The organism is Streptomyces melanosporofaciens, assembly GCF_900105695.1.
Lineage (GTDB): Bacteria > Actinomycetota > Actinomycetes > Streptomycetales > Streptomycetaceae > Streptomyces > Streptomyces antimycoticus.
Genome location: NZ_FNST01000002.1, coordinates 8105433 through 8115792, shown reverse-complemented (window position 1 = coordinate 8115792; position 10360 = coordinate 8105433). Strand labels below are relative to the sequence as shown.

At 73.1% G+C, this 10360-nt stretch carries 8 protein-coding genes; all 8 read right to left on the bottom strand.

Annotation, left to right across the window (positions count from 1 at the left end):
- Positions 1–11: 11 nt before the first annotated feature.
- Positions 12–980, bottom strand: coding sequence for an acetylxylan esterase (locus BLV72_RS37020; protein WP_093467877.1), 969 nt, complete (start codon positions 978–980; stop codon positions 12–14).
- Positions 981–1048: 68 nt separating this feature from the next.
- Entirely contained in the window at positions 1049–2071 is a 1023-nt protein-coding gene (locus tag BLV72_RS37015; protein WP_093467875.1) for a glycoside hydrolase family protein, read from the bottom strand.
- Between the two features lie 138 nt (positions 2072–2209).
- Positions 2210–3496: a TRAP transporter large permease subunit gene (locus BLV72_RS37010; protein ID WP_093467874.1), complete on the bottom strand. Its 1287-nt coding sequence runs from the start codon at positions 3494–3496 to the stop codon at positions 2210–2212.
- A gap of 3 nt (positions 3497–3499) precedes the next feature.
- Positions 3500–4051 carry a hypothetical protein gene (locus BLV72_RS37005; RefSeq protein WP_093467872.1) on the bottom strand — a complete coding sequence of 184 codons (552 nt, stop codon included), beginning with the start codon at positions 4049–4051 and terminating at the stop codon, positions 3500–3502.
- Positions 4048–6180, bottom strand: a complete 2133-nt coding sequence (locus BLV72_RS37000; RefSeq protein ID WP_093467871.1) for a hydantoinase/oxoprolinase family protein — start codon at positions 6178–6180, stop codon at positions 4048–4050. The genes BLV72_RS37005 and BLV72_RS37000 overlap by 4 nt, the downstream gene beginning before the upstream one ends.
- 74 nt (positions 6181–6254) lie before the next feature.
- Entirely contained in the window at positions 6255–7853 is a 1599-nt protein-coding gene (locus BLV72_RS36995) for an FAD-dependent oxidoreductase (RefSeq protein WP_093467869.1), read from the bottom strand.
- Between the two features lie 61 nt (positions 7854–7914).
- Positions 7915–9006, bottom strand: a complete 1092-nt coding sequence (locus tag BLV72_RS36990; protein ID WP_208905848.1) for a LacI family DNA-binding transcriptional regulator — start codon at positions 9004–9006, stop codon at positions 7915–7917.
- A gap of 148 nt (positions 9007–9154) precedes the next feature.
- Positions 9155–10303, bottom strand: a complete 1149-nt coding sequence (locus BLV72_RS36985; RefSeq protein WP_244321197.1) for a TDT family transporter — start codon at positions 10301–10303, stop codon at positions 9155–9157.
- Positions 10304–10360: the final 57 nt, after the last annotated feature.

Sequence of the window (10360 nt, the reverse complement as noted above, 5' to 3'; positions counted from 1 at the left end):
CGCCACCCGTGTCACATCAGAGGCCGGAGCCACCTCAGCTTCGCCGCCGCCTGGTACGGCCCGCCGCCCTCGTGGCCGTTGAAGTCGTACACCTCGATGGACTTCTCCTCGTGGGCCCAGGCGTTGAAGGCCGCGAACACGGTGGAGGGCGGGCACGTCTGGTCCTCGAGGGCGGTGGAGAAGAGCGCGGGTGCCCGGCCGCGAGCGGCGAAGTGGACGCCGTCGAAGTAGGAGAGCGTGCGCAGCGCTTCCTCGGTGCGACCGCGGTGCGTGCGCAGGAACAGGCCGATCTCCCGGTACGGGGCCGAGTCCGTCAGGGTGACGGCGCGCGGGAAGTCGCACAGGAACGGCACGTCCGGGGCGACCGCCAGCACGTCGGGGACCAGCCCTCCCACCGCGAGGGAGATCCCGCCGCCCTGGCTCTCCCCGATGACCGCCGTACGGGAGGCGTCGATGAGCGGATGCGTGCGGGCGGCCTCCACCGCCCGCACGGCATCCGTGAACACCCGCCGGTAGTAGTAGTTCTCGGGCGCGTCGATTCCGCGGGTCATGAATCCCGGGTAGGCGGGGGCGGCGCCCACCGGGTCCGGAGTGCCTCCCCCGCCGCCCCAGCCGCTGCCCTGGCCGCGGGTGTCCATCACGAAGTGCGCCCGACCGGTGGACGCCCAGAGCAGATGCTCGTGGGACAGTCCCCGCCCGCCTCCGTACCCCACGAACTCCACGACCAGGGGCACCGGTTCGGCGGCCGCCGCGGGCAGCGTCAGCCAGCCCTTCACCGGGTGACCGCCGAAGCCGGCGAACGTGGCGTCGTACACCCGCACCGTGACAAGGCACGTGTCGACGGGCTCGAAGCGGGCGTCGAGGTCGTGCTGCCGCGCCTCCGTCAGTGTGGCGGACCAGAACGCGTCGAAGTCGTCCGGTTCGGCGGAGGCGCTGCGGTAGCGGTGCAGCTGTTCGCGTGGAAGGTCGAAGAGTGCCATACGGGACTGTCTTCCTCAGAAGGGCCGGTGGTCAGGCGGTGGGTACCCGGGTCCGGCGGGGACCGTGTCTACCCCCGGGCCATCGCGATGGATCCGGCGAGGCGTTCACCCGCTTCGTAGATCATGTACGGGACGCCGTGGTCCGTGCCGAAGGAAGGGGCCGCGGCCCGGCCGTTCTCGGGTGCCGATGAATGGGAGTCGTAGAAGACGCCGAGGTGCTTGCGGAGCGAGAAGTCCTTGCCCACCTCGGTGATCATGAGGTCGCCGCCGCTCGCCTTGTCCTTGTTGTAGACGACGAACGCGGAGCCGCCGCGGGTCAGCAGGTGCGGGCCGCCGACGTTGACCGCGCCGACGTCCGAGTGGCGCACCAGCGGCGTCTGGGCGAAGGTCCAGTTGCGGCCGTCCGCGGACCAGCCCCAGCCGATGTCCCGGTGGTCGGTGGTGTTGTTGGTCATGAACAGCATGACGTAGTGGGCGCCGCGGGAGGGCAGGTCGTACCCGAACACCCGGGCGTAGGACGTCTCGGTGGTGCCGGCGGGCATCATGGACGTGCTCAGGACCACCTTGTCGTAGGTGAAGTGGATCCCGTCCTTCGAGCGGGCGAGGCGGGTGGTGGTGTTCTCGCCGTGGAAGTACAGCCAGAACTCCTTGACGTCCTCCTTCCACAGCACATGCGGCGAGGAGACGTGGCTGACGGAGTAGTGCGGGTCCCATCTGTTGGACACGATCGGGTTCGACGGGTACTCGGTGAACGGGCCTTCCAGGGAGTTCCCGTAGGCCAGGCAGATGCCGCCCGGCGCGTCGTGCGGCGCGTAGTAGAGGTAGTACCGGCCCAGCGGGTTGGCCAGCTTGTCGTAGACCCCGCGGATCGTGGGGAAGATGATCTCGCCCGTCGGGTTGTACTTCAGCTTCGACGGGGTGAGCAGCGTGCGGACGTAGGCGTAGCTCGGGAATCCGCCGGGCGCGGCCGAGGCGGACGGCGTGGCCGAGGCGGACGGTATGGCCGGCCCGCCGACGGTGAGCGCCGCGCCGGACACGGCGGTGGCGCGCAGGAACATACGGCGGTCGAGGCCGGACTGCGGCTCGGGCATGATCGGCTCCTTGGGTCGGATACTGCGGGTTCGATGGCCGGGAGTTCGGTGGCCGGGGGTTCGGTGGCCGGGGGTTCGGTGGCTACGCGGCCGGATGGCGGCGCGGGCCGGTCGAGGCGTGGGACGGGTCGGCTTCGGTCACAGCTCGGTGAAGGCGGTGACGCACAGACCGCCGAAGGCCACGGCCCATACGTAGGGCAGGGTGCGCAGCATGACCTGGTGCGGGGAGACACCCGCGTACTGGGCGCTCCACACGGTCTGGGTGCTGGTCGGGTCGGACACGCCGAAGACCTGGTTGTACGAGGCGGTCATGCCGAGGACGGCGACGGCCGGGTAGATGCCGGTGGCGACGAGGACGCCCGCGATGCCGGCGCCGAGGCCGAAGACGTTCAGCGGGCCGCGGAACAGGCACAGCGGCACCAGCAGGGTGAAGACGAGGATGAACAGGACGGTGTTCTGCGGGCTGACGGCCTTGACGAGGGGCTGCAGGGCGTCGACGGCGCCGGGCAGCTTGACCGCGGCGAGCAGGATGCCGATCGCCACGAAGAGGGTGATGGGCGGGGCGGCCACCTCGAATCCGCCGTAGAGGGTGCGCAGCAGGCGGCGGTTCATCTCCCGCGGCCGGGTCGTCGTCACCAGCGCGTACAGCACGCCGCCGAGGAGCGAGGGGATGATGGCCACGTCCAGGCCGAGGGCGAGGGTGAGCGGGACCGCCGGGGTGAGCAGGGCGTACCAGGGGGCGTCGCCGAGCCGCCGGCGGCGGTCGCCGCGCGAGGGCCGGGCCTGCACCGACTTCAGGGACCAGGTGTGCTCGACGCCGCGGCGCCGGGACTCCACGAGGACATAGGCGACGGCGGCCACCAGCGCGAACGGGAACAGCTTCACCATGAAGCCGCGCACCGTGTCGACGGGCAGGTCCAGGGCGGTGGAGAAGAACTGCCACACCGGCAGCTCGAACGGCACGCCCACGGCGATCCCCATGAGGACCGTGCCCGCCGCGGTCACCTTGGGGATGCCGACCGCGATCATCGCGGGGATGCCGATCAGACCGGCGAGCATCGCGGCGGGCGCCGATCCGGTCACGGTGCCGACCACCGCGGACACGGCGAGCACGCCGAGCGCCACGAACACCGGCCGGTCGCCGCCGAATTCGACGATCTTACGGACCAGGGTGCCCGCGATACCGGTCTCCTCCAGGAGCTTGCCGAGCCACGAGCCGAGCAGAATCGCGATCATCGTGGCGGCGAGCGCGGGCGCCCCCTCCTGGAGCACCGTGTCGAGCACGCTGCCCTTGCCGGTGAGCGGCGCGTCCGCCAGGAACGCGATCACCACGGCGAGCAGCACCAGGGCGAACGCCGTGGGCAGCTTGCGGGTGAGCATGGCGGCGACTCCCGCCGCCATGACGAGCAGAATGACGACACCCATCGTTCAGTTCTCGCTTTCGCAGGACACGGCGGCGGCCAGCGCCTCCGTGAGCAGCAGAGGGCTGCGGCCCAGGCCGCAGGCGGCGTGGGCGTAGGCGTGCGCGGCGACCTCGTCCGCGCCCGCGACGTACGCGTACAGGCGGCGCCGGCCGAACCGCAGTGCCGTGTGGCCCAGCGCCCGCTTGAACTCGGCGCGCACCGCGGTGTGGTGGAGCCAGGCGTGCGCCTGCTCGTGGGCGAGGGCGGCGGCGCGCACCGACCCTTCCGGGAACCAGTGGCGCCAGCCGCGCTCGGCGACCAGCCGCTCGGCGCGTTCCACGGTGTCGGTGTACACCTCGACCACCGGCGGCCGGGAGCGGTACCGGGCCAGCAGCCCGGCGTCCAGCCCGCCGTCCCGCTCCACGACCCGCACGGTCGCGGCCCGCGGGGTCATCCGGTGGCCGAACTCCGTCGCCGCCACCGCCCAGTGGCGCAGCAGCACGGGATCGCGGCCCTCGTGGGTGGGCGTCCCTCCGAGCAGCCGTACCGCGAGGTCCACGTCAAGGTCAGCGCTCATGTCCGCGACTCCACGACGGCGACGACCGGCTCCCCGGCGCCGCGCGGACGCAGTTCGGCGCGGGCCAGGGCGAGCAACGCCTCGGGCTCCAGGACACCGGAGAGGTCCGCGATCCGGCCGCCCACCAGGAGGCGTACGGCAGGAGCCCGTACGCCTCCGTCACCGTAGGAGGTCGCGTCGCGGACCAGTGCGGCGAGCGCCTCGCCGGAGCCCTCGACCGTCATGGTCTCCACCCGCGCGTCCGTCGCGCCGAGCCGCACCACACCGTCCGCGTCCACCACCCGCACCGGGTGGCGGTCCGCCCGCAACCGGCGCCGCACCTCGGTGCCGTACACCGTGTACGCGTCCGTGCCCGCCAGCCTCCGCACCCGGGTCTCGGGGGTCTTGAGGCTGGTGGCGGCGGCGCGCAGCCGCTCGTCGGCATCGGCGCGGTGCGCCCGGTCCTGGGTGCGCAGCTCGGTGGCTCCGGTCGCGACCGCCCGCACGGTGTTGGTCTGCGGGTCGACGGTCACCTCCACCTCGACGCCGTCGGCGGCGGCACCCTGGGCGACGACGGCCCGCTCGGCCTCGGCGCGTACCGCGAGGATCTGTTCCTGGGTGGCGCCGGGCACGATGCGCTCGACCTGCTCGCGCACCAGCGCCAGCGCCACCCCGATGGGGCTGATGACCTCGCTGTGGCGGGCGATGCGTCCTTCGAGCCCGGCGGAGGCGGCCAGGTGCGGGGTCACCGCCGCCGCTCCCCCGCCGCCGCCCACGAGGAGGGCGGTGTCGCGGTCCAGGCGGTAGTCGCGGATCATGGCGTCCACCACCGACCTGACCTGCTCCGTCCCCGCGTCGAGCACCGACCGCGCCGCACCGGCCACGTCCGTGCCGAGCGTGGCGGCCAGCGGGGCGAGGGCGGCCCGCGCGACCTCCTGGTCACTGCGTGCGAAGTCCTCCTCCCCGACCCGTCCGAGCGCGTTCGCCGCGCAGGTCATCGTCACCGCGAACCGGCCGCCCGCCGCGTCGAGGACCACGTAGTCCTCCGGGTCACCGGCCATCGGCCGCACCATCGCCACCCGGGCGTCCCGCAGTTCCTCGATCGAGGCGAAGCAGGCGTACGGCAGGCCCGCGATGTGCGCGCTGCGCGGACCGACACCGGCCACCTGCCCGCGGGAGACCCGCACCATGGAGCCGCCGCCGACCCCGACCGTGCGGACGTCGAGGGCGCTCAGATAGGAGGTCTTGCCGAGGATCGTGGCGTGGCGCACCGCCACCTTTCCGCGCCGCACCACGCTGATGTCGGTCGAGGTGCCGCCCGTCTCCAGGAACACGCCCTCGCTGACCCGCTCCTGCATCAGCGCCCCGGCGACGCCCGCCGCCGGGCCCGACAGGATCGTCAGCAGCGGACGCCGGCGCATCTCGTCCAGCGACATCACACCGCCGTCGCAGCGCATCACCATCAGCGGCGCGGTCACCCCGGCCTTGGTGATGGACGCGTCCACCAGATCGGCCGTGGCCAGCATCCGCGGCAGGATCGCGGCGTTGACCACCGCCGTCCGGGTCCGCTTGTGCAGCCCGTACATCGAGGTGATCTCGTGGGCCGCGGCCAGCGGCAGCCCCGTGGGCCGCGCCACGTCGAGCACCGCCTGCTCGCCCTCGGGCCGGTCCACCCCGAACGGCTCGGTGGCGACGAGGACCTCGGCCCCCTCGGCGCGCACCCGCTCCACGGCCGTGCGCACCTCGGCCTCCGCGGACGGATCGGCCACGTGCGCGTACACCAGCGGAAGCCGCTTGCCAGGGGTGAGTTCGAGCTTGCCGAAGGCCGCGAGCCGCCGCGTGATCACCGCGCCGGGCCCGCCGCCGATCCCGATCAGCCCGACCGTGGCCACATCGCCCTCCAGCAGGGCGTTGGTGGCCTGGGTCGTGCCGTGCGCCAGGAACACGACGTCGCCGGCCGTCCGGTCGACCTTCGCCAGGAGCTGTTCGAGCGCCTCGACGATGCCGTGGGCGACACCGTCCTCGTGGTGGTGACTGGTGGGCACCTTCACCTGGCCCACCAGTGTGAGCGCGACGGCGTCGACCGCCACGGCATCGGTGAACGTGCCACCCACGTCGATGCCGACGCGGATGCGGCGGTCTGGAGTCATGGCGGGCACCTCCTTGTGTGTTGACGTGCTTCAGGTAGTCCGGAGACGGGGGCTGGAAGTGCTGTCGGACGGGGTCAGTAGCCGCGGACGTCGGGCCAGCGGCGCTGCACACCCGCCCGGTCCAGGAGGCGGCCGAACTCCTCGAACCGCTTGTCCTCGGCCTGCACCTGGTGGGGCTCCACGCCCTCGTCCAGGCAGTGCGCGGCGAGCGCGCCCGCGACCTCGCCGACGTTCCACTCGACCGGGTGCAGCCGGTAGCAGCCGTTGGTGATGTGGGTGGTGCCGATGTTCTTGCCGGCGGGCAGCAGGTTGCGCACCCGGCGCGGCACCAGCGCGCCGAGCGGGATCTCGAACGGCACCGAGCCGATGTCGATGTAGCTGTCGCCGCCCGTGGAGGGGTGCAGGTCGATGCGGTAACCGCCCACCCCGACCGAGTCGCGGTAGCGGGTCCTGCCGTAGGGGCCGACCAAGTCGATCGCCACGTCCTGCTCGACGACGGTGGTCACCGCCTTGATGCGCCGCGACTCGCGTACGTAGGCCGCCTTGGCCAGACCGTCCGCGGTGCCGGTGACGTCCGGGCGGATGCGCAGCCCCGGGAAGCCGGTGCCGCCGTCCGCCCGTGGTGCCTCCGTCTGCAGCCAGTACAGCACCGACAGCGACAACTGGCGGGCCTCGCGCAGGGCTTCGGCCTCCTGGCCGATGTACGGCTTGAGCCAGTAGTCGTTCAGCGGCCAGTTGACGAGGGTGATGTCCGAGCCGAAGGCACCCGGTCGGTGCAGTCCGCGGGCGAGGATCCGGCGGAATCCCCACAGTTCCTTGTCCCCGGCGTCGGCGCTCTGATCGGCGCTGACCGCCAGCGGGTCGAGGTCCGGGTTGGGCACGAAGGTGCGGGGCACGGACTCCAGGGTGCGCGGGTCGGGCGCCTCGAAGCCGAGCAGCGGACCCGGCCAGAAGTCGGGCCGGTAGGAGCGCCAGAAGTCGTAGTCCTCGGGCCGCTGCACGGTGTGGTCCTCGCCCTCGTGGTGCGAGAGCGCGAAGCACACGGTGATGCCCTGCTGGTTCTCGGGCCGTGCTTCGGCGGGGGCGTGCGGCTCGCCGAACTCGTCCTGCGCCTCGGCCCCGTTGGCGTGCTCCACACCGGCGAGGTCGAGCAGTTCACCGGTTTCGGTGGCATCGACGACGTACCGGGCGGTGAAGGTGGTCCGCCCGCCGGAGCGCAGGTCGCGTACGGTCACCGCGCGGATCATGTCGCCGTCCGTCTCGGCGGAGACGGCACGGTGCTCGGTCAGGACGGTCAGCAGGCCCGCGGCCCGGTACGGGGCGAGCATGCCCTCGAGGACGGCGAGCGCCACCCGCGGCTCATGGCACAGCTTGCTGACCCGGCCGGCGCCCGGGTTCAGTTCCGCGAGCCCCAGCGCCTCGGCGCGCAGCGGGTACCACTGCCGGTAGTAGGCGCGGATTCCCTCGCGCAGCGCCCGGTAGGTCGCCGTCGTACCGAACTGCTCCACCCAGGGGTGCTCGTCCGGCGGCACCGCCTGCGCGGTGAGCTGACCGCCGATCCAGTCCGTCTCCTCGGTCATCACCACACGTCGGCCCGCCCGGCAGGCGCCGAGCGCGGCGGCGATCCCGCCGAGGCCGCCACCGACGATCAGGATGTCCGGTTCCGCTATCACGCTGCTCCTTGGGGTCGTATCCGAACCGCGGTGTGCGAACCGCGGTGTGCGTCAGAGGGCGTCATGGCCGCCGGCCGGGCGGACCCGCCGTCTCGCCGGTACGGAACGCGCAGGTCACCAGGGGTTCGTGGGTCCCCTCGCCGGCCACCATGGCGGCGAAGAGCCGGACGGCGGCGGCGCCGAGCTGGTGCCGGGGCACGTCGAATCCCATGGGCACGGGTGCCGTGGCCAGGTCCGGTGGCGGGGCGCCGAGCAGCCCGAGCGAGACGTCCCCGGGGCAGCCGAGCCCCGCCTCCCGGACGGCGGCGTCCAGCGCGCGCCAGGCCGCACCGGTGTCCGTCTCCTCCGCGACGAACGCCGTCACCCCGTCCTCGACCAGTGCGCGCACCCGCTCCGCCGTCACCTCGCCCGCCGGGTCGGCGCAGCGCAGCACCGCCTCCGGGCCCGCGTCGCCGCCGACGGCCGCCAGCCCCTCCACAAAGCCGCGCTGACGGTCCGTGGACGCCGGGGCGTCGTCGTCCTCGCGCACCAGGACGATGCGCCGGTGACCCAGTGCCGCCAGATGCTCCACGACGGCGCGGCTGGCGCTGACGTAGTCGGCGCCGACCCAGGCCAGCCCCTCCAGTTCCTCGCGGCGGCCCAGGTGGACCACCGGGAACCCGTCGGCCACCAGCCGCTTGAGCTCGGCGCCCGGCGCGTGGCGGCCGAGGAAGAGGCAGCCGTCGGCCAGGCGCACCCGGCTGAGCGCGTCCGGCCCGCCCGCGCTCGAGCCGGTGAAGAGCACCAGGTCATAGCCGCGGGCGGCCGCCTCCTGCTCGACGCCGACGAGGAACGGGTAGTACGAGTGCTGCACGTCCGTCGGGAACGTCGCGGTGAAGCTGAAGACGCCGAGGAGGTTGTTGCGGGCGGCGGCCAGCCGCCGCGCGGCCGGGTCGTGCACGTACCCGAGGCTGCGGGCGGCGTCGAGGACGCGCTGCCGGGTCTCCTCGGAGATCGTCGCCGCCTTGCCGTCCGTGCGGGCCGACAGCACCAGCGAGACCGTGGCCTGTGAGACTCCGGCGAGCTGGGCCACCTCCGCCTGCCGCGGGCGTGACGTACGGCCGACCGAGCCGGGATTGCGCCCCGGCTTCGCCCGCTTCCTCGACTGCTCCACGCGTGATTCCCTCTCCCCGCCGATTGGTAATGCGCATTACCTATGCGCATTACCGAGCACTCTGCGGGCGGCGTGTGGAGGAGGTCAAGACCTGTGCGATGACTTTCCGTTGAGCGGCACCGCGACCGGCACCGCGACCGGCACCGGATTACGCCCGGCTCTTCGGCCGTCCCGCGTGCGCTGCGGCGTGGCCCAGGGAGCGGCAGGCGACCGCGGCCCAGGCGGCGACGAGCAGCGCGTAGAGGACGACGGCGGGCCAGGTGAACAGGGGTGAGCCGGTACGGGCGGCGAGGGCGGCGGTGCCGGTGACGAAGGCGCCGAGCGGGAAGATGAAAGACCACCAAGTGGGCGCGAAGGGCAGCCCCGCACGGAGTTCCCGCAGGGTCAGCGCCGCGGCGAGTACCAGCCACAGCAAGGCGAAGCCCCAGACCCCGACACCGCCCAGCAGCGCGAGGACTGCCGCGCCCCGCACGTACGGCGCGGGCAGCGCGCCCGGCGCCGCCGTGGCCAGCGCGCCCAGCCCGGTCACGATCTGGCCCAGCGCCCCCAGGCCGATCCACACCGTGGGCACCATCGCCCCCGTGGGCGCGTCATGGTGCACCAGGCGGCTGTAGACCATGGCCAGCACCAGGAGCGCCGCCACCAGGCCGAGTCCGAACATCGCGCAACAGCCCAGCAGCAGGGCCAGCCGCGGCTGGCCGGCAGGCGTATGCGGGACCAGCAGCGCGCCCGTCGTGGCGGAGACCAAGGGCGGCACCACGGGCATCAGCCAGCCACCGAACGCCGCGTCCGGTGCGAAGCGATGCCGGGTGACCATCAGGTATGGCACCGCACAGGCGGTGGCGAGGCCGAGTGCGGTACCGAGCGACCACAGCACGCGGTCCACGTCCAGTGCGGCCCGCGCCCCGATCACCGGCGGGCCCAGTTGCAGCGCCCCGGCGCCCACCGTGAGCAGCGCCACGGCCGGCGCGCCGAAGAATTGCACATGCATCGGATCGGCGGCGTGCAATCGCAGTGCCCGCTGCCGGACGTAGCCGACCGCCAGGACGACGAGCAGCAGACCGGCCCCCCACCAGACCACCGTGGCGGCGCCCCGCAGTCCGGGGAAGCCGCGGGGCAGGGCGACCGCCGCGTTGGCGACGATGCCGGTGCCCATGACGGCCGCGAACCAACTGGGGCCGAGCAGCCGACGGCCTGTTGTGTTCGCCGTGGGCACGGGGGTTCCGAGCGCGGGAAGCCCCGGGTCCACCTCGCGCTCGGTCGGGATGGCTCGGGCACTGCTGGGGTGGGGTGTCACGGCGTGGAACGCCTCTTTTCGCGTCTTGGGGATCACCGTCGTGAACCGGCCGGCCGG

Excerpts from the sequence above, each read along its gene's own strand:
- BLV72_RS37020 (WP_093467877.1), bottom strand. The coding sequence starts at position 980 with ATGGCACTCTTCGACCTTCCACGCGAACAGCTGCACCGCTACCGCAGC.
- BLV72_RS37015 (WP_093467875.1), bottom strand. The coding sequence starts at position 2,071 with ATGCCCGAGCCGCAGTCCGGCCTCGACCGCCGTATGTTCCTGCGCGCC.
- BLV72_RS37010 (WP_093467874.1), bottom strand. The coding sequence starts at position 3,496 with ATGGGTGTCGTCATTCTGCTCGTCATGGCGGCGGGAGTCGCCGCCATG.
- BLV72_RS37005 (WP_093467872.1), bottom strand. The coding sequence starts at position 4,051 with ATGAGCGCTGACCTTGACGTGGACCTCGCGGTACGGCTGCTCGGAGGG.
- BLV72_RS37000 (WP_093467871.1), bottom strand. The coding sequence starts at position 6,180 with ATGACTCCAGACCGCCGCATCCGCGTCGGCATCGACGTGGGTGGCACG.